The sequence below is a fragment of the Stenotrophomonas sp. Ste96 genome, from assembly GCF_024519495.1.
Lineage (GTDB): Bacteria > Pseudomonadota > Gammaproteobacteria > Xanthomonadales > Xanthomonadaceae > Stenotrophomonas > Stenotrophomonas bentonitica_A.
Genome location: NZ_JALJRX010000001.1, coordinates 436,958 through 459,011, shown reverse-complemented (window position 1 = coordinate 459,011; position 22,054 = coordinate 436,958). Strand labels below are relative to the sequence as shown.

The window sequence follows — 22,054 nt, the reverse complement described above, 5'->3', positions numbered from 1 at the left end:
CAGGATCGCCTCCCGCATGACCCCCAGCCCCGCCGCACGTGCCGACGTCCTGCGCCGCCAGATCGAGGATGCCGGCAAGGCATACCACGAGCGCGACGAGCAGCTGATCCCCGACGTCGAGTACGACCTGCTGGTGCGCGAGCTGGAGGCGATCGAGCAGGCACACCCGGAGCTGGCCGCAGCCGATTCGCCGACCCGGCAGGTCGGTGGCAAGGCGTCCTCCCGTTTCGCCGAGGTCCGCCACGCGGTGCCGATGCTGTCGCTGGGCAATGCCTTCAGTGATGAGGAAGTGCAGGATTTCGTGCGCCGCATCAGCGAGCGCCTGCGTCGCAGCACGCTGTATTTTTCCGCCGAACCGAAGCTTGACGGCCTGGCGATCAGCCTGCGCTACGAGGAGGGCCGCTTCGTGCAGGGGGCGACCCGTGGCGATGGCGCCACCGGCGAGGATGTCAGCGCGAACCTCCGCCAGATCAGTGTGATCCCGCAGGTGCTCAAGGGTGAGGGCTGGCCAGCGGTGCTGGAAGTACGCGGCGAGGTCTACATGGCCCGTGCCGACTTCGAGGCCTACAACGCCGATGCGCGCCTGCATGACGGCAAAGTGCTGGCCAATCCGCGCAACGCCGCCGCCGGTTCGCTGCGCCAGCTCGATCCGAAGATGAGCGCAAGGCGCAAGCTGAGCTTCTACGCTTACGGCACCGGCCAGGTTGAAGGCGGCGAGCTGCCGCCCACGCATTCGGCCACGCTGGCGCAGCTGCGCGCGTGGGGGCTGCCGGTGAGTGACCTGTGCCAGGTGGTGGAGGGCGCCGACGGGCTGCTCGCCTATTACCGCGACATCGGCGAACGCCGCGACGGTCTGGCTTTCGATATCGACGGTGTGGTCTACAAGCTCGACGATCGCGCCGGCCAGGAACAGATGGGCTTCGTCGCGCGCGCACCGCGCTGGGCGATCGCGCACAAGTTCCCGGCGCAGGAACAGACCACCACGGTGGAGGCGATCGAGATCCAGATCGGCCGCACGGGTGCCGCGACCCCGGTCGCGCGTCTGGCGCCGGTCGCCGTGGCCGGCGTGATCGTCTCCAACGCGACGCTGCACAATGCCGACCAAATCGCGCGCCTGGATGTGCGCGTGGGCGATACGGTGATCGTGCGCCGCGCCGGTGATGTGATCCCGGAAGTGGTCAGCGTGATCGCCGACCGTCGTCCCGCCGGCACCACGCCGTGGCAGATGCCCTCGCAGTGCCCGGTGTGCGGCTCGGAGATCGTCCGCGAAGAGGGCGAGGCCGCCTGGCGCTGCTCGGGTGAGCTGAGCTGCCCGGCGCAGCGCAAGGAAGCCATCGCGCACTTCGCGTCGCGCCGCGCCATGGATATCGACGGCCTGGGCGGCAAGTACATCGAGACCCTGGTCGACGCCGGTATCGTGCGCGGCGTAGCCGATCTGTACCGCCTGCAGCGCGATCAACTGCTGCAGCTCAAGCTGGTGCTGGATGCCGAATCGCCCGAGGCGCTGGCCAGCCAGATCGGCCTGCACCTGCCGCCGGAAGGCAGCGGCGAGTACCTGAGGGCCATCCTCAAGCTCGATGGCAGCGACGAGGCATGGCGCGCGCAGGCGCTGGCGATGCCGGCCACGTTCGCCTGGAACACGAAGAAGATCGCGACCAAGTGGGCCGACAACCTGATCGCCGCGATCGACGCCAGCCGCACCACCACGCTGGAGCGGCTATTGTTCGCGCTGGGCATCGAGCATGTCGGCGAGAGCACCGCCAAGGCGCTGGCGACCTGGTTCGGCGATCTCGAACTGATCCGTCATCTGCCGTGGCCGCTGTTCAAGCGCGTGCCCGACATCGGCGGCGAAGTGGCGCGATCGCTCGGCCACTTCTTCGAACAGGCCGGCAACCAGGAGGCGATCGACGCGCTGCTGCAGGTCGGGCAGGTGCGCATCAGCGATGTGCACCCGCCGATCGCCAAGTTGCGCGAGGGGCTGGATTTCGCTCAGCTGCTGGTCGAAGCGGAGATTCCGGGCATCACCCGGCTGCGCGCGGAGAAGCTGGTGGCCATGTTGCCGGATGCGGCCTCGTTGCTGGACGCCGAGCCGGTGCGGTTCGTGGCCGCCGGCCTGCCGAACGAGGTAGCCCTCGGGCTGGCCGACTGGCTCGACAGCGAAGGTCACGGCCCGATGCTGCTCAAGGCCGAGGACTACCGCCAGAAGCTGCTGGCACTGGCGCCGGAGCAGGCCGACCAGGTCGCCGGCCCGTTGGACGGCCAGACCGCCGTGCTGACCGGCACGCTGACGCAGATGAACCGCGACGAGGCCAAGGCCCGGCTGGAAGCGCTGGGCGCCAAGGTGGCTGGCAGTGTGTCGAAAAAAACCTCCTTCGTGGTCGCCGGTGCGGAAGCCGGTTCCAAGCTGACCAAGGCGCAGGAGCTGGGCGTGCCGGTCTGGGACGAAGACCAGCTGATCGCCTTCCTCGCGCAGCACTGAACAAGAGAAACCGCATGCAGACCGTTCCCCTCGATTTCCGCCTGGCCACCGTCGCCGACACCGAGTTGCTGATCGGGCTGATGCGTGATTTCTACGCCGAAGACAAACTCGACTTCGAAGACACCCGTGTGCGGAACGCGCTGGCCGCGTTGCTGGAAGATCCCCGCAACGGTGAAGTGCTGCTGTGGCTGGACGAGGCCGGCGCGGTGGTGGGCTATGGAGCACTGGCGATGGGCTTCAGCCTGGAGCAGGGCGGCCACTTCGCGTTGCTCGATGAGCTGTACCTGAGCCATGCCGCGCGTGGGCGGGGCCGCGGCAAGCAGGCGTTGGCCATCCTCGAGCAGCGCGCCAACGCACGTGGCGTGGAGCGCATGCGCCTGGAAGTGAACCATCACAACGAACTGGCGCGACGCCTGTACCTGGCCACCGGCTACGTGGATGACACCCGCGATCTGCTGACCCTGCCGCTGGCCCAGCGCTTGAAGGACGCGCGCGCGTGATCGCCGCGCTGCGCCAGCGTGCCACGCTCAATGCACTGATCCGCCGCTTCTTCGCCGCACGCGACGTGCTCGAGGTCGAAACGCCGATCCTGTCCGCAGCGGGCAATACCGAGCCGAACATCGACAGCTTCCATACCCGCTTCAGCGGGCACGTGGATGCGGGCACCGCGCAACGCTGGCTGCGCACCTCGCCGGAGTTCCCGCTGAAGCGATTGCTCGCGGCAGGGGTGGGGGACTGCTACGAACTGGGTCGTGTGTTCCGCAACGGCGAAGCCGGCGGCCGCCACAATCCCGAGTTCACCATGCTGGAGTGGTACCGGGTCGGCTGGGACCACCGTCGCCTGATCGACGAGACCGCCGCCCTCGTGCGCGATGCGCTGCAGCTGGTCCAGCGCGAGGCGACGCTGGAGGTCATCGATTACCGTGGTCTCTACCAGCAGCACGTCGGGCTGGACCCGTTCCAGGCCAGCCTGGAAGACCTGCAGGCACCGCTGGCCGAGGTCCGCATCGATGCGGACGGATTGACCCGGGATGACTGGCTCGATCTGCTGATGACCCACTGCATCCAACCGCACTTCCGTGACGACACCATGACGGTGGTGCATGACTGGCCTGCCACCCAGGCGGCACTGGCGAGAATTCGGCCGGGCACGCCGCCGCTGGCCGAACGGTTCGAGCTGTACCTGGGCAGCGTGGAGCTGGCCAACGGCTATCACGAGCTGAACGACGCGGCTGAACAGCGCGCGCGTTTCGAGCGCGACCATGCCATCCGTACCGCGCGCGGCGACGTGCTGCCCCCGCTGGATGAACACCTGTTGGCGGCCCTGCCGGCGCTGCCCGATTGCGCGGGGGTGGCGGTGGGCGTGGACCGGCTGCTGATGGCGATGAACCGCACCGGCCGCATTGCCGATGTGCTGGCCTTCGATTTCGCCCACGCCTGAGGCGTTTTGACGCATTCGCGTCTTGCACGGGCTGCATGATGATGCTCTGATCACACCGGATGTCCGAAGGTGGGTCATGTGATTGTTCAGGCGTGGCGGGGATCGTGTTGATGAAGCTGTTGGTAGGCGCGGGCATGCCCTTGTGGCCGGTGTTGCTGTGGACTGCGCTGATGCCTGAAACGGCGCTCGCGCAGGCCGGCGGCTATGCCGGCCAGGTGGTGCGTTGCGAATCGCGCGACATGGGGTGGGTGCATTGCGATGTCCCCACCGAAGGCGGTGTCGATCTGATCCGCCAGCTCTCCGACAACAGCTGCGTGCGAGGCTCGGAATGGGGCACCGACCGTTCCGGCGTCTGGGTGACCCTGGGCTGTCGCGCCGAGTTCCGCGCGCGTACCGCGGCTGCCGCGCCGCGTGCCGACGGTGAACGCCGCACGCGGCGGGTGGTGCGCTGCGAATCCAACGGGCGCCCGCAGAGCTGCCCGGTCGTGCTGCAGGGCGCGCCGGTGCGTCTGCTGCGCCAGCTCACCTCGCTGCCGTGCCGCGAAGGCCACAGCTGGGGCTATCGCCGCAATGAGATCTGGGTGACCCGCGGTTGCCAGGGCGAGTTCGAGGTCGGTGCCGCCGATGGCAGTGGGTTCCTCAACGTGCCACGCATCCTGGTATGCGAGTCCAAGTCGCGCCAGCGCCGCTTCTGTGGCGCCGGGATCACCCACGGTGCCACGCTCAACAAGCAGCTCTCCGGCACCCCCTGCGAGCAGGGCAGCAGCTGGGGCTGGGACAGCCGTGGGGTCTGGGTCGACAAGGGCTGCCGCGCCGAGTTCGCGGTCAACTGAGCGCGCGATTCCGCCTGCATCGGCACGCCGCTACAATGGGCCGATGAACGCATCCACCGACATCGACTACGCCCGTTACGACCATATCCGCCCGATCCTGTGGACCGGCGAGAGCCTGCAGCTGCTCGATCAGCGCAAACTGCCGTTCATCGTCGAGCACGTGGAGTGCCGCGACAGCGACGCGGTTGCCGAGGCCATCCATGCGCTCACCGTGCGCGGCGCACCGGCGATCGGCATTGCCGCCGCCTGGGGCGTGGTACTGGCGGCCAATGAGGTCCAGGCCGACGATGGCGCCCAAGCGCTGTTGAAGCTGGAGCCGGCCCTGCAACGCCTCAACGCCTCGCGCCCGACCGCCGTGAACCTGGCCTGGGCGCTGGCCCGCATGCGCCGCGCGCTGGCCCCGGCCGGTGCCGACTGGCAGCAGGTGCTGGCCGCCGAAGCCCAGGCAATCGCCGAGGAAGATCTGGCCGCCAACCGCCACATGGGCGCGCTGGGCGCCGGCCTGATCGAGGCCGGCAGCGGTGTGCTCACCCACTGCAATACCGGCTCGCTGGCCACTGCCGGCTTCGGCACCGCGCTGGGCGTGATCCGCGCCGGCATGGCCCAGCACCGCATCGCCCGCGTGTTCGCCGGCGAGACCCGGCCGTGGCTGCAGGGCGCTCGCCTGACCGTATGGGAGCTGCAGCAGGATGGCATCGATGCCACCCTGATCGCCGATTCGGCCGCCTCGCACCTGATGAAGACCGGTGCGGTGCAGTGGGTGGTCGTGGGCGCGGACCGCATCTGCGCCAACGGTGACACCGCCAACAAGATCGGCACCTACCAGCTGGCCATCGCCGCCCGCCACCACGGCGTGAAGTTCATGGTGGTGGCGCCGTCCTCCACGGTGGACATGGACACTGCCGACGGCGAGCAGATCGAGATCGAGCAGCGCGATCCTGGCGAGCTCTACGGCGTGGGCGGCACCCGTACCGTGGCCGAGGGCATCGCCGCCTGGAATCCGGTCTTCGACGTCACCCCGGGCAGCCTGATCGACGCCATCGTGACCGAGCGCGGGGTGATCCTGAACCCGACGGTGGCCAACATGCAGGCCGCGTTCGGCTGAGGCCGGCTGCGGCGCGTGCCACGACCGACGGTCGTGGCCTGCCCAAGCGCCCGCCAACGCCCCCGTAAGTTCCTGATTCTTGCCGGTAAAACCCCCGTAAAAGCGGGCGGAAAATGGCCCGCTGTGGTAGAATCCAACGGTTAATCGAGATTCCGGCGCAACCGCCCCGAAAGGGCGGTCGTGACGGACTGGACCGCTACCAGACAACGGAACCCGAATGGCAGAAACCGCCAAGGAAATCATCCAGGTCAACCTGGAAGACGAGATGCGCAAGAGTTACCTCGATTACGCGATGAGCGTGATCGTGGGGCGCGCACTCCCGGATGCGCGCGATGGCCTCAAGCCGGTGCATCGCCGCGTGCTGTTCGCGATGAGTGAACTCAACGCGCACGCCAACAAGCCTTACTTCAAGTCGGCGCGTATCGTCGGTGACGTCATCGGTAAGTACCACCCGCATGGCGATCAGTCGGTGTACGACACGCTGGTGCGTCTGGCACAGCCGTTCTCGCTGCGCTACATGCTGGTCGATGGCCAGGGTAACTTCGGTTCGGTCGACGGCGACTCCGCCGCGGCGATGCGATACACCGAAGCCCGCATGTCCAGGCTCACCCATGAGCTGATGGCCGACATCGACAAGGAAACGGTCGATTTCCAGCCCAACTACGACGAAAAGGAACTGGAGCCGACGGTCATGCCGACCCGGTTCCCGAACCTGCTGGTCAACGGTTCGGCCGGTATCGCCGTGGGCATGGCGACCAACATCCCGCCGCACAACCTGACCGAATCGATCAACGCCTGCATCGCGCTGATCGACAACCCCGAGATCGACGTCGACGGCCTGATGGAGTTCATCCCGGGCCCCGACTTCCCGACCGCGGGCATCATCAACGGCACCGCCGGCATCGTCGCCGGGTACCGGACCGGTCGTGGCCGTGTGCGCATCCGCGCCAAGGCCGAGGTCGAAGTGGCTGACAACGGCCGCGAATCGATCATCGTCACCGAGATCCCGTACCAGGTGAACAAGGCCCGGTTGATCGAGAAGATCGCCGAGCTGGTCAAGGAAAAGAAGCTCGAAGGCATCAGCGAACTGCGCGATGAGTCCGACAAGGACGGCATGCGCATCTTCATCGAGATCAAGCGCGGCGAGTCGGCGGAAGTTGTGTTGAACAACCTCTACCAGCAGACCCAGATGGAGTCGGTGTTCGGCATCAACATGGTGGCGCTGGTCGATGGCCGCCCGCAGTTGATGAACCTCAAGCAGATGCTCGAGGCCTTCGTGCGCCACCGCCGCGAAGTGGTCACCCGCCGCACCGTGTTCGAACTGCGCAAGGCGCGTGCGCGTGCTCACGTGCTGGAAGGCCTGACCGTCGCGCTGGCCAACATCGACGAGATGATCGAACTGATCAAGACCTCGCCGAACCCCACCGAGGCGCGCGAACGCATGCTCGCCCGCCTGTGGGAGCCGGGCCTGGTCGGCTCGATGCTGGGCGCCGCCGGTGCCGAAGCCTCGCGTCCGGATGATCTGCCCAAGGGTGTGGGCCTGCTCGCGGGCGGCTACCAGCTGACGGAGATCCAGGCGACCCAGATCCTGGAAATGCGCCTGCATCGCCTGACCGGGCTGGAGCAGGACCGCCTGACCGACGAGTACAAGCTGCTGCTGGAAACGATCGCCGGGCTGATCCATATCCTGGAAGATCCGGACCGTCTGCTGCAGGTCATCCGCGAAGAGTTGATCAACGTGCGTACGGAGTTCGGCGACGAGCGCCGCACCGAGATCCGCCACAGCGAAGAAGACCTGGACATCCTCGACCTGATCGCCCCGGAAGACGTGGTGGTCACCCTGTCGCACGCCGGCTATGCCAAGCGCCAGCCGGTCAGTGCCTACCGGGCCCAGCGCCGCGGTGGCCGTGGCCGCAGCGCTGCCTCGACCAAGGAAGAGGATTTCATCGAACAGCTGTGGCTGGTCAACACGCATGACACGCTGCTGACCTTCACCAGTGCGGGCAAGGTGTTCTGGCTGCCGGTCCACCAGTTGCCGGAGGCCGGCTCCAACGCCCGTGGCCGCCCGATCATCAACTGGATTCCGCTGGAAGCCGGTGAGCGGGTCCAGGCCGTGCTGCCGGTACGCGAGTACGCCGAAGGCCAGTTCGTGTTCTTCGCCACCCGCAACGGCACGGTCAAGAAGACCCCGCTCAGCGAGTTCGCCTTCCGCCTGGCGCGCGGCAAGATCGCGATCAACCTCGATGAGGGCGATGCGCTGGTCGGCGTCGGCCTGACCGATGGCGAGCGCGACATCCTGCTGTTCGCCTCCAACGGCAAGACCGTGCGCTTCGGTGAGGACAAGGTCCGCTCGATGGGCCGTACCGCCACCGGCGTGCGCGGCATCAAGATGCCCAAGGGTGAGGAAGTGGTCAGCCTGATCGTGGCCGAGAGTGCCGGCGGCAGCGAAGACGAGAACGAGGATGAGAGCCAGGTCGACGAGACCGTGATCGACAGCGGCGATGCCGTGATCGAGAACGGCGCCGACGATGACAACGCGCTCTACATCCTGACCGCGACCGAGAACGGCTACGGCAAGCGCACCCCGCTGCCGGATTACCCGCGCAAGGGCCGTGGCACGCAGGGTGTGATCGGCATCCAGACCACCGAGCGCAACGGCAAGCTGGTGCGTGCGGTGCTGATGGGCCCGCGCGACGAAGTGCTGCTGATCTCCGATGGTGGCACCCTGGTGCGTACCCGCGGTTCGGAAATCTCGCGCGTCGGCCGCAACACCCAGGGCGTGACCCTGATCCGTCTGTCCAAGGAAGAGAAGCTCCAGGCGGTTGAACGCATGGATGCCTCGCTGGATGAGGGTGTGGAAGAAGATGCACCGGCGGCCGTCGAGGCCAGCCCGGTGGTGGCACCGCCGGAGGCGTAAGCCCCTGCGGCAGTGACACGGAAAACGCCGGCAGATGCCGGCGTTTTTCGTTGTGGGGCAGGGAGATTGCACGCTTTCATCGTCGGCTGTGCCGACGCTGGCGGCTGCAGCAAAGAACGCGCAACGTTCACGACCCCGGTGGGATAAGAGCCGCGGGGCCGGCGGCAACGTCGGCGATCTTCGCGCTTCAGGAGAAACCGATGTCCACCACGACGCAGACCCGCCGCCCCCGCCATTGGCTGGTGGCTGTGCTGGCAATTGTCATTCTGTTGCTGGGCGTTGTATTCACCGCAGGTGGCGCCTGGCTCGCCAGCCTCGGTGGTTCCTGGTATTACGTGCTGGCCGGCGTCGGCCTGCTGATCTCCGGCGTGCAGCTGTGGCGGGGCCGCTACAGCGGCGCGCTGTGGTTCGCGCTGGTGTTCGTCGGCACGCTGCTGTGGACGTGGTGGGAGTCGGGCAGCAACTATTGGCGCTGGGTGCCGCGCCTGGGCCTGATCGTGGCGATCGGCTTCGTGCTGTCTCTGCTGCTGCCGACGTTGGATCGCCCGGTGTCGCGCAAGGTCTCGCGCGGCATCGCCGGCGTGCTGGCGCTGGTGTTCGTGGCGGCCTTCACCCTGGCCTTCGTGCCACATGGTGTTACCGAGGCACAGGGCGCCTTCCCCGAGCCGATGACCAGCACCGGCCTGGCACCCACGGCCGACGCGCCCCTGCAACCGGCCGACCGCCCGGTGGACGGTGACTGGGCCGCCTATGGTCGCAACAACGCGGCAACGCGTTTCTCGCCGCTGCAGCAGATCACCCCGGACAACGTGGCCAAGCTTGAGCAGGCCTGGCTGTTCCGCACTGGCGACCTGCCGGAGAAGCGCTGGGGTGCGGAAACCACGCCGCTGAAGGTCGGCGACAGCCTCTACCTGTGCACCGCACGCAACCAACTGGTCGCGCTCAACGCCGCCGATGGCACCGAGCGCTGGCGTTACGACCCGAAGATCAAGGACAAGTCGATCCCGTACACCGCCGCCTGCCGCGGGGTCTCCTACTACGAAGTGCCCGCCACCGCGCAGGACACCGCGTTGAACGATGTGGCCGCGGACCTGGCCGTTCCCAGCGGCGTGCCCGTGCTGACCCAGGTGCCGCGTGGCGCCTGTGCGGCGCGCATCATCGAAGGCACCCTGGATGGCCGCCTGATCGCGGTCGATGCCGCCACCGGCAAGCCGTGCGCCGGTTTCGGCAACAACGGCCAGGTCGATATCACCGTGGGCATGGGCGACAGCCCGGCCGGCTATGTCTCCATCACCTCGCCGCCGGCGATCGTGCAGGGCGTGATCGTGACCGGCCACCAGGTGCTGGACGGACAGCGCCGCGACGCGCCGTCCGGCGTGATCCAGGCCTACGATGCCGTCACCGGCAAACTGCGCTGGGCCTGGGACATGGTCCGCCCGGAGCGCAACGGCGCACCGCCGCCGGGTGAGACCTATACCCGCGGCACCCCCAACATGTGGACCACCGCGACCGGCGACGACGAACTTGGGCTGGTCTACCTGCCGATGGGCAACTCGGCCGGCGATTACTGGAGTGGCTCGCGCACCGAAAACGAAAACCGGTACGCCACCTCGCTGGTGGCGATCGACGTCAACACCGGCAAGCCGGCCTGGCACTTCCAGGCGGTGCGCAGGGACGTCTGGGATTACGACATGGGCTCGCAGGCGACCCTGATCGACTACCCGACCGCCGCCGGCAAAGTCCCGGCCCTGCTGCTGCCGACCAAGCAGGGCGACATGTACATCCTCGACCGTCGCACCGGCAAGCTGCTGACCGCCGCCGAAGAGCGCAAGGTGCCCACGGGCGGCGTCGAGCCGGAACAGCGCTCGCCCACCCAGCTGTTCTCCCTGTATCACACGCTGCGCAAGCCGGACCTCACCGAGCGCGACATGTGGGGCATGACCCCGATCGACCAGCTGGTCTGCCGCATCCAGTTCCGCAAGGCCAGTTACGAAGGCTTCTACACCCCGCCGACCGCGGACCGTCATTCCATCGAGTATCCCGGCTACAACGGGGGCTCGGACTGGGGCAGCGTGGCCGTGGATCCGCGCCGTGGCGTGATCGTTGCCAACTACAACGACATGCCCAACTACAACCGGCTGGTGCCGCGCGAGAAGGCGGACAAACTGGGATGGCTGCCGCGCGAGGATGTGACCGCCGACAAGGGCGGCGCCGAAGGCGCGGGCGATCCGCAGGTGGGCACGCCGTACGCCATCGACGTCAACGCGGGCTGGCGCCTGCCGTTCACCAAGCTGCTGTGCAAGCAGCCGCCCTACGGTGGCATCCGCGCGGTCGACCTGCGTACCGGCAAGACCCTGTGGGACCGCCCGTTCGGCAGCGCCCGCGGCAATGGGCCGTTCGGCATCCGCTCCGGCCTGCCGATCGAGATCGGTACGCCCAACAACGGTGGTTCGGTGGTCACGGCCAGCGGCCTGATCTTCATCGCCGCGGCGACCGATGATCTGCTGCGCGCGATCGACCTCAAAACCGGCAAGGAACTCTGGCATGCCAAGCTGCCGGCCGGCGGCCAGGCCAACCCGATGATCTATGAGTTCGGCGGGCGCCAGTACGTGGTCATCATGGCCGGCGGGCATCACTTCATGGAAACCCCGGCCGGCGACTACGTGATCGCCTATGCGTTGCCGAAGAGGTGAGGGACGCCGCGTCGGATGTGGCCGGCGTTCCATTGACGCAAGGCCGGGCAGCGCCCGGCCGCTCGTTGCGCGACTACAGCGCTTCGCGCAGAAATCTGACAACGGGCCGCGTTCTCTCCCGGTGAGCCTGGAGGGCACGCGCTGCCATGCTGGCCAGATGCTGAGTTCCTCTGTTCGATCTGCGCGATGTCCGCTGTCAAATGCCTGCTACGTCGTCACCACTGTCACCACCCATCAATTCCCGCTGTTCCATCATCACGGCAATGCGCAGGATGTTGCGCGCTGGCTGCGTGCTTCCGATGCGGAAAGACGCACGGAATCTTTCGCCTGGGCCATCATGCCCGACCGCGTGCATTGGCTGTTCCGGCTTCGCAGGCACCCGATGACGAGTGTGGTCCGCTGGCTGAAATCGCGATCGGCGCACGCGCTCACTCAACGCAATGCGAACCAGGGCAGGATCTGGCAACCGGGCTGCCACGATCATTCCCGGTGCGATGAGCGCGACCTGCTTGCGCGCGCCACCGACATCCTGTCCCTCCCGATGCGGGCGGGGCTGGCCAGCGGTCTGCATGGCTATCCGTTTTCGTGGTGCCGCTGGCCGGTCTGAATGGTGACGGTGCCGCCGCCCCGACGGCGCTACGCCGGGACCCGCACCATCTTCCGCATCAGATGCTCGACCACGCCTGTCGGCTCTGCAGTACGGCCCACGTGCGTGCTTGACATCTGCACCACCGAGCTACGCTTGGCGGTGAGGAAATGGAAACGTGCACGCGCAGGCAGCTGAGCGATCGGCCCGGCGTTCGCGTCACCGCGGCAGATCGCCACGATCGCATCCAGCCACGGCTGCAGGCCCTCGATATCCAGCGTCGGCGCGAAGGCACGCAGCCGCTCCACATCCAGCTCGATCGCTGCTTCCAGGTGCTTTGCGCCCGGGCAGGACACGATCACCCCGACGTTGATGAATTCCTCGCGCTCCACGCGGGGCACTACGCGGATCACCGCATAGTCATAGGTGTGCAGTGTGGGCACGGACGGCCTCCTGTACAAAAGCCGCGCGTACGCGAAGGCGGTGTTGCAGATAATCGATATACGCCTGGCGGTAAGCCGCCGGGCTGTCGAAGGCGGGTTCGTCCACCAGCCAGCTGTCCGGCACCAGGCCGACGATCCGCTCGATTTCGGCATCGGGCAGCATCACCGCGAGCGCAGAATCCACTTCGGCAATCTGGGTGGCGAAGGGCAGCAGCACATGATCGCGGATCAGCACGAACGGCTTACTGCAGGCCTCCCCGGCACTGGCCCAGTCGTGATGGAAATACATCGCTGCGCCATGGTCGATCAGGTACAGCCTGCGATGCCAGACCATCAGGTTGGGATTGCGCACGGTGCGGTCCAGGTTGCTGGTGAACGCATCGAACCACACGATCTTCGAGGCCAGCTCGGCATCGGGCTGCATGGCCGCCGGGTCGTAGTTGATCGCCCCGGGCAGGTAATCACTGCCCAGGTTCAGGCCCTCGCTGGCACGGATCAGATCCTGGATTTCCGGGTCCGGTTCGGTCCGGGCAAACTCGCGGTCGAGCTCCACGAACACGATCTCGGGGATCGGCAGGCCGAGCGTGCGGGCGATCTCGCCGGCGATCAGTTCGGCGATCAGGGCCTTCGGTCCTTGGCCGGCGCCGCGGAATTTGAGCACCACCATGCCGTCGTCGTCGGTCTCGACCACGGCGGGCAGGGAGCCGCCTTCGCGCAGCGGGGTGACATATCGGAGGGCGTGCACGGTTCGCATGGGGCATTCTAGCCGGGCCAAGGCCGGGCGTGACGCGTAAGGGGGCGCTACCCGGCACGGTGGAACGCCTCGCTTTGCAGTGTCGGGCGGTTGGCCCTTCCGGCCCATTCACACCGGTCCCGGCGGTGCTAGATTCGGGTCATGCCCCTGTTGCGGGCACTCGTTGACACTGCAAGGGGATAAGGATGCTGATCCGTCGTACTTCGCTGGCTGCGGCCGTTGCCGTCGCCACCTTCGGGCTGCTGCTCGCTGCACCGGCCTTTGCCGGTTACGCCACGCCGCCGGAGAGCCTGCTCAAGGTGCTCAAGGCACCGCCGCCGCCGACGCCCAGCGTCGACCCGACCGGCCAGCGCCTGCTGCTGACCACCACGCAGACCTATCCGTCGATCACCCGCGTCGCCCAGCCGTATCTGAAGCTGGCCGGCGTGCGCCTGGAGCCGAAGAACCGCAGCCGCCACGACACCCCGGGTGGTTATGGCATTCCACCGTGCGTGGGCGACTTCACCGTGGTCGATACCGCCAGTGGCCGCTCCACCAAGGTGTCCTTGCCCAGCGGGTGCGCCGGCGTGGCGCAGTGGTCGGCCGACGGCCAACGCTTCGCCTTCCAGAACGTGGTCGATGACAGCGTGCAGCTGTGGATCGGCGATGCAGCGACCGGCCAGGTCCGCCAGGTGCCCAACGTCGCGCTGAACCCGATCTTCGGCAGCACCGTACAGTGGCTCGGCGGCAGCCAGCAGCTGCTGGTCAAGCTGGTGCCTGCCAAGCAGGGACCGGCGCCGAGCGCCGAAGGTGCGATCGGCCCGGACATCCAGGAGTCGCTGGGCACGGCTGGCGAAAGCAGCACCTACGAAGCCCGCGATACGCTGACCAGTGCCTACGATGAAGCGCTGTTCGCCTATTACGGCCAGTCGCAGCTGGCAGTGGTGGATACCGCTTCCAACACCGTGCGCACCGTCGGCGCCCCGGCGCTGCTGGACAGCATCGGAGCCGCCCCGGATGGCGTGCATGTGCTGACCAGAACACTCAAGACACCGTTCTCGCATGCGGTCACCTACCAGCGTTTCGCCAATGAGGTGGCCGTGCTGGATATCACCAGCGGCCGCAGCACGCCGATCGCCAGCCTGCCGCTGGCCGATCGCGTGCCGGTGCATGGCGTGCCGGAGGGCCCGCGCGATTTCGATTGGCGCGCCACCGATCCGGCCACGCTGGTCTATGCCGAAGCCCTGGACAAGGGCGACTGGAAAGTCACGGTTCCGCATCGTGATCGCGTGCTGATGCTCAAAGCCCCGTTCACCACCAAGCCCACCGAGATCGCCCGCACCGCGCAGCGTTTCGAAGGCCTGGCCTGGACCGCGCAGCCGGACGTTGCCTTCCTCGACGAGAACGACGAGAACCGCCACTGGCGCCAGACCCGCATCGTCAACGTCGACAACCCCAGGCAGGAAGGCCGGCTGTTGTGGGATCTCTCCAGCGATGAGCTGTACGAGGACCCGGGCAATTTCGTGTACCAGCGCCTGCCCAACGGCGCCTACGTGGTGCGTCAGGAAGGCAACACGGTCTTCCTGCGCGGGCAGGGTGCTTCGCCGCAGGGCGATCGTCCCTTCCTGGATGCGCTCAGCCTCCGCAGCCTGAAGACGGAGCGTCTTTTCCGCAGCGATGCCGATGCCTACGAGCAGTTCATCGGCTTCAGCGCCATCCCGGGCCACCTGCTCACGTGGCACCAGTCGGTGACCGATGCGCCGAATGCGTTCGTGCGCCTGCTTGGCGAGGACGTCGCCGACGCCAAGCCGGGCGAAGCGCAGGTCGTGTCCAAGCCGGCCGCGTTGACCCACCTGGTGGATCCGACGCCGGAAGTGCGCCAGATCCAGAAGCGCCTGGTCACCTACAAGCGTGCTGACGGCGTGGATCTGTCGTTCACCCTGTACACCCCGCCGGGCTACAAGGAAGGCCAGCGCTGGCCGGCGATCCTGTATGCCTACCCGGCCGATTTCGCCAACGCGGCACAGGCGGGGCAAGTCTCCGGTTCGCAGCAGACCTTCACCCGCCTGGCGCCGTACCGGCTGATGCTGCTGGCCGGCTACGCGATCATCGACAACGCCTCGTTCCCCATCGTCGGCGACCCCAAAACCGCCTACAACACGTATCTGGAACAGCTGGAGGCCGATGCCAAAGCCGCGGTGGACAAGGCGGTGGACCTGGGCGTGGTCGACCGCAACCGGATCGGCGTCACCGGCCACAGCCATGGCGGCCTGATGACCGCCAACCTGATCGCGCATACCGATCTGTTCAAGGCAGGCGTCGCCACCAGCGGCTCGTACAACAAGACCTTCACCCCGTTCGGCTTCCAGAATGAACGCCGCTCGGTGTGGCAGGCGCAGGACGTGTACCTGAAGGCCTCGCCGTTCTTCTATGCCGACAAGATCAAGTTGCCGCTGCTGCTGGTTCACGGCGAGGACGATGCGAACCCGGGCACCGAACCGTTCCAGTCGCGCAAGCTGTTCCAGGCGATCCGCGGCAATGGCGGCACCACCCGCCTGGTGATGCTGCCGCACGAACCGCATTGGTACACCGCACTGGAATCCAATGAGCAGCTGGTGTCGGAAATGCTGAGCTGGTTCGACACCTATGTGAAGAATGCGCCGCCGGCCAAACGCTGAGGCGAGACATCGTAACGCCGCTGGTCCCTCGGCTGCGCTTCGCATCAGACCCACGGCCGCCCTCAATGGGCGGCCGTTCTGCATTCCTGGGCGGGGGATGGAATTACACTCGGCTCAGACCACAAGGACGCAGGCATGGATATCCAGTCTTGGGGACCGGCGGGCAGCGGGATCGTTGGCGGCATCATCGCAACATGGCTCGTCGCGTACTGGGCGAGGGGGGGGTGCAGACGCACTACCGTGGCTGGTCCCGGGCCGCCCTGCGGCGCCGTCACCGGACCACGATCTGGACCGCCAACATCCTGCTCTTCGTGGGACTGCTGGGGGGTCTGGCCTTGTACCCGCTGGGTGGATTCACCAGCAACGATCACCGCCCGGCGTTCCTGGCGTTCGGGCTCGCCTCGTTGTTGCCCCTCTCTGCGCTGGTCATCATTCCGTTTCTGACCGGCCGAAGCGTGCGGGAGTCGTTCGTCGCGTTCGCGCTCGGCCAGGGCGCGCCGGTATGGGCAACGTATCTGCCGCTGGCAGGCGGCCTGGTCTGCCTCGTCGTGGCGATGGTGGGGTTTGTTTCCAACGGCAGTTGAGATACAGGACCCAGGCGCCGCGGCTGGACCTCGCCGGGCGCGGCAGGCAAAGTGCGCTCCAAGGGGTGACGGGTAGCGGGAGCGAGGGATTGAATGCAGCAGACACCATTACAACCCACCGGTCCCGCCACGCGGCGTCGGTGCAGCCGCTGGCTGTTCGTCCTGGCAGCGCTGGCGTTCGCCCCGCTCATGGCGGTGGCGCAGACCGCTCCCGCGCCCGTTGACTCCGCAACGCAGGTTCTCGACCGCCCCCGCACCTGCCTGGTCCTTGGCGGTGGCGGTGCGCGCGGCGCGGCCCATATCGGCGTGCTCAAGGTGCTCGAGCGCGAGCGCGTGCCGATCGACTGCATCGTCGGCACCTCGATGGGCGCGGTGGTCGGCGGCTTGTATGCCTCCGGCTACACGGCCGACGAGATCGAAGCAGTGCTGGACCGGATCGACTGGGCTGAGGTGCTGCGCGACAAACCGCCACGCGATGAGCGCAGCATGCGCCGCAAGGAAGATGACCTGCGCCTGCTGGGCGGCGTCGAAGTCGGCCTGAGCAACGGCAAGATCGCGTTCCCGCAGGGGCTGATCCAGGGTCAGAAGCTGGAGATGCTGCTGCGCCGCCTGCTGCTGCCGACCTGGCAGGTGCGTGACTTCGACGCGTTGCCGATTCCGTTCCGGGCGATTGCCACGGACATCGTCAGCGGCGAGAAGGTAGTGTTCGGGCAGGGCGACCTGGCCTTGGCCATCCGCGCGAGCATGTCGGTGCCGGGGGTGTTCGCGCCGGTCCGCTATGAGGACCATCTGCTCGTCGACGGCGGGGTGGTCGACAACGTGCCGATCGATGAGGCGCGGCGGCTGGGCGCGCAGCGGCTGATCGTGTCGCGGGTCGGCTCGCCGTTGATGACCGAGGCGCAGCTGGATTCACCGCTGGCGATCAGCCACCAGATGGCCAGCGTGCTGATGCAGCGCGAAGTACTCGCGCAGCTGGCCACCCTGGGGCCGCAGGATCTGCTGATCACGCCGCCGCTGGGCGACATGGGCAGCCAGGATTTCAACCGCTCGCCGCAGGCGGTCGGCGTCGGTGAGCAGGCCGCGCAGGCTGAGGTCGCCGCGGTTCGTCGCTTCCAGGTGGACGACACCCGCTACGCCGCCTTCCAGCGCCAGCATCGGCCGCCGGCGTATGAAGCGCCGATCGTGGCCTTCATCGATGTGCTGCACGATAAGACACGTACCGCGCGCTACATCGAGCAGCGCCTGAAACCGGAGGTCGGCCGGCCGCTGGCGCCGGACCGCGTGGAGCAGAACGTGGCCACGGCCTACGGCGAAGGCCGCTACCAGCAGGTGCAGTGGCGGCTGGAAGAGCGCGACGGGCAACAGGGCCTGATCCTCGCACCGCAGGACAAACGCTGGGGGCCGGACTTCCTGCACTTCGCGCTGCGCCTGTCCGATGATTTCGATGGCAGCAGCAACTACCAGCTCATCACCGAGCTGACCCGTACTGGGCTCAGCGAGCAGGGCGCGGAGCTGAAGCTGCGTGTGGGGCTAGGCGAAGTCGAAGAGGCCTTCGCCGAATACTACCGGCCGTTCGGCAGTAGTGGCCGGCATGCATTGTCGACCTATGCCAAATACCGCGCCACCGATCTGGACCTGGCGCTGATGCGCGGCGGCGCACTGGCCGAGTTCCGCTACAGCCAGTGGCTAGGTGGACTGCGCTGGGCCTACTCGCCGCACCCCGACTGGGAACTGGCGCTGTTCGGTGAGCGGGGACGCGAGCGGTTGCGGCTGGATGTCGGCAATCCCAGCGAACTGGGCAACTACCGTGCCGATATGGGCAGCATCGGCTGGCAGCTGCGCCACGATTCGATCGACAGCTCCGCCTTCCCGAGCCGCGGCCAACGCCTGTCGCTGACCCGCCAGCATTACCTGGATGCGCTGGGCACCGATAACTCGGCCGCAGTCACGCGGGTGCAGTGGGATGGGGCATGGGCGCACGGTCACAACCGCTGGCTGGGGGGCCTGCGCGCCTCCTCCGCACACGGTGGCGATGACCTGCTGGCTACCTACGGCTTCCTGGGTGGGTTGGGCAATCTGTCCGGCTACCCGGAAGAATCCATCTTCGCGCCGCAGACCGCGCTGGCCCGGGTGGTGTATTACCGTCGCGTCGCGCACGCCGATTCGCTGCTGACCATCCCGCTGTACGTCGGCGGCAGCGTGGAGTGGGGCGGTTACTGGCAGCGACGCGAGGACGTCAGCCTTGATGGCATGCAGACGGCCGGCAGCCTGTTCGTCGGCGCCGATACGTTCCTGGGGCCGGTGTTCCTCGGTTACGGCCGCGCACAAGGTGGGCACACTTCGTTCTATCTGACCTTCGGTTCCTTGCTGCGGACGCTGGATGGATTCTGACGTGGCCGGTGCGATGCGTGCCCGTCGATCATCCTGCGCTTTATCCTGTGCAGCCCCATCCCGCGACGTGATGCTGATGAAATCGATGTTCCTGGCGCTGTTGTTCCTGTTCTCTGCCGGCCACGTGCACGCCGCGGATGCTCCCGCGCTGCCCCGTGCCTGGACGGAGATCGGCGTCACTGTCGGCATGCCCTACGCGCAGGCCAAAGCGCTGTTACTCAAGGCAGGGTGGGTCGCCGCAGCGCCCGACAACGCGGGCGAACCCAGCTTCGCCGCGCATCCCGAGGTGGATTGCGGGCAAGGCTGGGACGCGATCTGCTCGGCAGGATTCAGCCGCAGGAACGAGGCTTATGGGCTGGTACTGACGCCCACCGATGATGGCAACCTGCGCGTGCAGGGCGTCTTCTGAACGGAGTGACACGGATGTCCGAACGTACCGTAGTGGTCTTCGATTTCGATCTGACGCTGACCCGCTGGGAGACCGCCAGCCGGTTCTTCAAAACGCTGCTGCGGCGCCAGCCATGGCGGATCGCCGGGGTGCTGCTGGCACTGCCGGTGCTGGTGCCGCTCTGGGCACTGCCGCGCACGCGCCGGCGGCCGGTGCGCTTTGCGGTCTGGATGGCCACCTTCGGGCGCAGCCGTGAGGCGCTGGTGGCGCTGGCGGTCGCGCATGCCGACGAGGTGTTCGCAGGACCGAAGCCGGTGTTCCTGGCGCAGGGCGTGGGACGACTGCGTCAGCATCTGGCGCAGGGCGACGAGGTCGTCATCGCCACGGGCTGTTGGGAGCCCCTGGCACGCGCGCTGCTTGAGCGCGAAGGTCTGCAGGACGTACCGCTGGTCGCCTCGACCCTGCGGCCGTGTGTCGGCGGTTGGGTCAGCGAAAACCACTGCATCGGTGAGAACAAGATTCCCATGCTGATCGAGCGCGGCTATCCGCCGCCGTGGCGCATCGCCTACACCGATCATCGGGCGGATTTGCCACTGCTGCGCAACAGCGAGCAGTGGTATCTGATCAGTCCTGACGTGAAGTGCCTGCGCGTGATTGAACACGCGATGGCGGCCAAAGCAGAGATTCTGTCCTGGCGCGCTACGTGAGCCGCGCCGTCATCGGTGTGACGCAATGCGAGGTCAGTCTTCTTTCATCGCCATCTCGGCGGCAAGCAACGCCTGGGCCGCCTTGCCCAGTTCGGGCGAGGGCACGATCGGCGCGCCAATGGCCTCCATCATCTGATCGGTGGAGACGAAGCGGCGGTGCCGACGGTCGTAGACGCCGGTGATCAGCAGCGCGCGTGTGGCGACTTTCTCTTCCTCGCCGATCAACACGCGCTGTTCCATGATGATGCGCGTGCCGGCCCAGCCGACCATGCGGGTCTCCAGTACGAAACGCTGGAACGGCTTCAGCTCGCGCCGGAACTGGATGGTGCCGCCACTCACGATGGGCGCCCACTTCGAGCGCCAGGCCACGCGGCCCAGGCCCATCCGGAACACCAGGTCCAGGCGGCCCAGGTCGAAGATCGTCCAGTAGCGCCCGTTGGTCATGTGCAGGTTGCTGTCGATGTCGTTGGGCAGCACCCGGAAGTTCAGTCGCGACACCGCAAACGGCGCGGCCAGTTTCGGCTTGAATGGGGTGGACAGCAGCAGGAGCAGCAGGCGGAACCAGAGATTCATGAGCGGGCCGTCATTTCTATTACAGTTGTCATAATGCAAATACGCTAGTCTATGACACCTGTCTTAGCAAGGAATCCGGCCATGAGCGCACGCCATTCCGATGCCCCGCAACGTGTGGTGGCTGCGGCAGCGGAAATGCTGGCCACGTATGGGCTCAATGCCTCTAGTGTCCGCGAGGTCGCCAAGCGCGCGCAGGCGCCATTCGGGTCCACCTATCACCATTTCCCGGGCGGCAAGCAACAGGTGCTGGCCGAGGCGACCACGTTGGCCGGCGCCAAAGTCGACAGCGTGCTGGCCACTTGCCTGCAGGCCGGTGGTGCCGAGGGGCTTTCGCTGTTTCTGGCGATGTGGCGCGAGCGGTTGATCCGTTCGGACTTCCATGCGGGCTGCCCGGTGCTGGCGGCTGCGGTTGAAGAGCCGATCGATGCGGCGCCCGACGATGCGCAGCGGGCGGCCGCCGCCGTGTTTGCCTGCTGGGAAGCCCGGCTGAGCGAGGCGCTGTGCACCGACGCCCGCACGCACGGCCAGGCGCACGCGCTGGCGACGATGATCATCGCCAGCGTGGAGGGCGCGGTGGCGATGTGCCGGGCGATGCGTGACATCGGCCCGTTCGATCGCGTCGCGCTGCAGCTTGAATCGCTGGTGGCGGATCGCTGAGACTGCTGGCTTGCCCTTACCGGAGCGCCGCACCGTGCCAGCCTTGACCCGTCCCTTCGCCCTTGCCGCCGGCTTGGTGCTGTGCGCGCTTCACCCACTGGCCCAGGCGCAGGATGGTCCTGCGATCAATCCGCTGTACCTCGTGGCGGCAGACCAGGCGACGCCCGCACAGATCACGGAGATGCAGCAGCGCCTGCTGGACTGGCCGCAGCTGCAGCGCTACCGCGCCGAGAACGCCGCACTGACGCCGGTCGCGCCGGGGACGAAGCGCGTGGTGTTCTACGGCGACTCGATCACAGAAGGCTGGGGCCCAACCGGCAGCGAGCGCTTCTTCCCGGGCAAGCCGTACGTCAACCGCGGCATCTCCGGGCAGACCACGGCGCAGATGCTGGTGCGCTTCCAGCAGGATGTCATCGCGCTGAAGCCGGCCGTGGTGGTGATCCTGGCAGGCACCAACGATATCGCCGGCAACACCGGACCTGCCACGCAAGCGATGATCGAAGACAACCTGCACGCGATGGTGGAACTGGCGCAGGCGCACAACATCCGCGTCGTGCTGGCCTCGGTACTGCCGGTCAGCGACTACCCGTGGCAACCCGGCGTGCAGCCCGCCGGCAAGGTCACCGCGCTCAACCGGGCATTGCGCGCCTATGCGGAGCAGCAGGGCCTGGTCTATCTGGATTACCACACGGCCATGACCAACAAGGACGGCGGCCTGGACCCGGAACTGGCCACCGATGGCGTGCATCCCACGCCGGCCGGCTATGCGCGGATGGTGCCGTTGGCCGAAGCGGCCGTCACCAAGGCACTGGCGCGCTGATACCCGTTGGCAGCCGGCTGGCCAAA

The 22,054-nt window shown here is 67.2% G+C and carries 18 protein-coding genes; 15 read left to right on the top strand and 3 right to left on the bottom strand.

The window, feature by feature from the left end:
* Window positions 1-16 precede the first annotated feature (16 nt).
* The 8 genes from ligA (at window position 17) to OC373_RS02125 (ending at window position 12,075) form a co-directional block, all read left to right on the top strand.
* A complete protein-coding gene (gene ligA, locus OC373_RS02160; RefSeq protein WP_070425457.1) occupies window positions 17-2,479 on the top strand; it encodes an NAD-dependent DNA ligase LigA in 2,463 nt (820 codons plus the stop codon).
* Between the two features lie 14 nt (window positions 2,480-2,493).
* The gene (locus OC373_RS02155) at window positions 2,494-2,979 is read left to right on the top strand and encodes a GNAT family N-acetyltransferase (protein WP_070425456.1); all 486 of its coding nucleotides are present in this window, start codon (window positions 2,494-2,496) and stop codon (window positions 2,977-2,979) included.
* Window positions 2,976-3,920 (top strand): EF-P lysine aminoacylase EpmA, encoded by a 945-nt coding sequence (epmA, locus tag OC373_RS02150; protein ID WP_070425455.1) that lies wholly within the window; start codon window positions 2,976-2,978, stop codon window positions 3,918-3,920. Before OC373_RS02155 ends, epmA begins: the two co-directional genes overlap by 4 nt.
* A 110-nt stretch (window positions 3,921-4,030) precedes the next feature.
* The gene (locus tag OC373_RS02145; RefSeq protein ID WP_261996959.1) at window positions 4,031-4,753 is read left to right on the top strand and encodes a DUF3011 domain-containing protein; all 723 of its coding nucleotides are present in this window, start codon (window positions 4,031-4,033) and stop codon (window positions 4,751-4,753) included.
* Between the two features lie 43 nt (window positions 4,754-4,796).
* Window positions 4,797-5,858, top strand: coding sequence for an S-methyl-5-thioribose-1-phosphate isomerase (gene mtnA, locus OC373_RS02140; RefSeq protein ID WP_019184338.1), 1,062 nt, complete (start codon window positions 4,797-4,799; stop codon window positions 5,856-5,858).
* A gap of 217 nt (window positions 5,859-6,075) precedes the next feature.
* Window positions 6,076-8,775, top strand: a complete 2,700-nt coding sequence (gene gyrA / locus OC373_RS02135; protein ID WP_019184337.1) for a DNA gyrase subunit A — start codon at window positions 6,076-6,078, stop codon at window positions 8,773-8,775.
* Between the two features lie 200 nt (window positions 8,776-8,975).
* Complete coding sequence (locus OC373_RS02130; protein ID WP_261996958.1) at window positions 8,976-11,468, top strand: membrane-bound PQQ-dependent dehydrogenase, glucose/quinate/shikimate family; 2,493 nt, start codon at window positions 8,976-8,978, stop codon at window positions 11,466-11,468.
* 157 nt (window positions 11,469-11,625) lie between these two features.
* Window positions 11,626-12,075 carry a transposase gene (locus OC373_RS02125; protein WP_261996957.1) on the top strand — a complete coding sequence of 150 codons (450 nt, stop codon included), beginning with the start codon at window positions 11,626-11,628 and terminating at the stop codon, window positions 12,073-12,075.
* Between the two features lie 29 nt (window positions 12,076-12,104).
* Here OC373_RS02125 and OC373_RS02120 read toward each other — a convergent pair whose 3' ends face one another.
* Together OC373_RS02120 and OC373_RS02115 are read right to left on the bottom strand one after the other, a co-directional pair.
* A complete protein-coding gene (locus OC373_RS02120) occupies window positions 12,105-12,497 on the bottom strand; it encodes a DUF3037 domain-containing protein (protein ID WP_019184334.1) in 393 nt (130 codons plus the stop codon).
* Window positions 12,475-13,251: a HipA family kinase gene (locus OC373_RS02115; protein ID WP_261996956.1), complete on the bottom strand. Its 777-nt coding sequence runs from the start codon at window positions 13,249-13,251 to the stop codon at window positions 12,475-12,477. The genes OC373_RS02120 and OC373_RS02115 overlap by 23 nt, the downstream gene beginning before the upstream one ends.
* Before the next feature lie 185 nt (window positions 13,252-13,436).
* On the opposite strand from OC373_RS02115, the gene OC373_RS02110 reads away from it, so the two are divergent.
* From OC373_RS02110 to OC373_RS02090, 5 genes are all read left to right on the top strand, one after another.
* Window positions 13,437-15,908, top strand: a complete 2,472-nt coding sequence (locus OC373_RS02110; RefSeq protein WP_261996955.1) for a prolyl oligopeptidase family serine peptidase — start codon at window positions 13,437-13,439, stop codon at window positions 15,906-15,908.
* 194 nt (window positions 15,909-16,102) lie between these two features.
* Complete coding sequence (locus OC373_RS02105; protein WP_261996954.1) at window positions 16,103-16,492, top strand: hypothetical protein; 390 nt, start codon at window positions 16,103-16,105, stop codon at window positions 16,490-16,492.
* Window positions 16,493-16,585: 93 nt separating this feature from the next.
* Window positions 16,586-18,883 (top strand): patatin-like phospholipase family protein, encoded by a 2,298-nt coding sequence (locus OC373_RS02100; RefSeq protein ID WP_261996953.1) that lies wholly within the window; start codon window positions 16,586-16,588, stop codon window positions 18,881-18,883.
* Complete coding sequence (locus tag OC373_RS02095) at window positions 18,873-19,292, top strand: hypothetical protein (RefSeq protein ID WP_261996952.1); 420 nt, start codon at window positions 18,873-18,875, stop codon at window positions 19,290-19,292. Before OC373_RS02100 ends, OC373_RS02095 begins: the two co-directional genes overlap by 11 nt.
* Before the next feature lie 14 nt (window positions 19,293-19,306).
* Window positions 19,307-19,978, top strand: coding sequence for an HAD family hydrolase (locus OC373_RS02090; RefSeq protein WP_261996951.1), 672 nt, complete (start codon window positions 19,307-19,309; stop codon window positions 19,976-19,978).
* Window positions 19,979-20,011: 33 nt separating this feature from the next.
* Here OC373_RS02090 and OC373_RS02085 read toward each other — a convergent pair whose 3' ends face one another.
* A complete protein-coding gene (locus OC373_RS02085) occupies window positions 20,012-20,551 on the bottom strand; it encodes a thioesterase family protein (RefSeq protein WP_070425444.1) in 540 nt (179 codons plus the stop codon).
* Window positions 20,552-20,632: 81 nt separating this feature from the next.
* On the opposite strand from OC373_RS02085, the gene OC373_RS02080 reads away from it, so the two are divergent.
* Together OC373_RS02080 and OC373_RS02075 are read left to right on the top strand one after the other, a co-directional pair.
* A complete protein-coding gene (locus OC373_RS02080) occupies window positions 20,633-21,208 on the top strand; it encodes a TetR/AcrR family transcriptional regulator (protein ID WP_261996950.1) in 576 nt (191 codons plus the stop codon).
* 79 nt (window positions 21,209-21,287) lie between these two features.
* A complete protein-coding gene (locus tag OC373_RS02075) occupies window positions 21,288-22,028 on the top strand; it encodes an SGNH/GDSL hydrolase family protein (RefSeq protein ID WP_261997326.1) in 741 nt (246 codons plus the stop codon).
* Window positions 22,029-22,054: the final 26 nt, after the last annotated feature.